Annotated in this window: 1 protein-coding gene; it reads left to right on the top strand. The window is 66.5% G+C overall.

What is annotated here, in order from left to right:
* The coding region (locus GTO19_RS01485; RefSeq protein WP_291031045.1) for a flagellin at nucleotides 1–984 on the top strand (984 nt) is incomplete at its 5' end.
* Nucleotides 985–1,065: the final 81 nt, after the last annotated feature.

The raw sequence follows: 1,065 nt of genomic DNA, 5'->3' as shown, positions 1-1,065 counted from the left end.
GACGGCATCTCCCTCGCTCAGACCGCCGAAGGCGCGCTGGGCAAGGTCGGCGACATGCTGCAGCGCATGCGCGAACTGGCCGTGCAGTCGGCCAACGCCTCGAACAACGCGGATGACCGCAAGGCCCTGCAGTCCGAAGTGACGCAGCTGCGCCAGGAGATCGACCGCGTGGCCAAGACCACCAGCTTCAACGGCACCAAGCTGCTCGACGGCTCTTTCGCCAACGCCACCTTCCAGGTCGGCGCCAACGCCGGTGAAGGCATCGCCATCGAGTCCATCGTCTCGGCCAAGTCCGACACCCTGGGCACCACCACGGTCAGCTCGTCCGACGTGATCGCCGTGGACGTGGAAACCGACAACGCCACCGATGGCGTGGCACTGGCCGCTGGCGACCTGACCATCGAAGACGCGGCCGGCAACGCCATCGACCTCGGCCCCATCGGCGCCGCCACCACGAACGAGCAGCGCACCTCGCAGATCGTCGACGCGATCAACGCCAAATCGTCCGACACGGACATCTTCGCCAAGATCGAATACGACGCCGCGGGCGCCGTGACCGGCTACTCGGTGTTCTCGTCCTCGCGCACGCTGGACGGCACGGAATTCGGCGGCTCCTTCGCGGCCGACCCCACCGGCGACATCGGTGGCGCCACCTACGCCGACGCCGACTTCGCGCTGACCGACATCGACATCAACAGCTTCGGCGCCGCCCAGCTGGCGATGAAGGTGATCGACACCTCGATCGACTCGATCAACAGCTCGCGCGCCGACCTGGGCGCCCTGCAGAGCCGCTTCGAGAACGCGGTGGCCAACATCAACATCACCGGCGAGAACCTCTCCGCCGCGCGCGGCCGCATCGTCGACGCCGACTTCGCCAAAGAGACCTCCAACCTGTCGCGCGCCCAGATCCTGCAACAGGCGGGCACGGCCATGGTCGCCCAGGCCAACCAGGCACCGCAGAACGTTCTGTCGCTGCTGCGCTGATCGACGACCCCTCATTCAAAGGACACCACCATGACCACCATCAACACCAACGTGATGTCGATGACCGCTCAGCGCAACCTG

The sequence above is a fragment of the Hydrogenophaga sp. genome, assembly GCF_011772445.1.
GTDB lineage: Bacteria > Pseudomonadota > Gammaproteobacteria > Burkholderiales > Burkholderiaceae_C > Hydrogenophaga.
The sequence above is the reverse complement of the archived record's forward strand: the minus strand, read 5'-3'. Positions and strand labels throughout refer to the sequence as shown.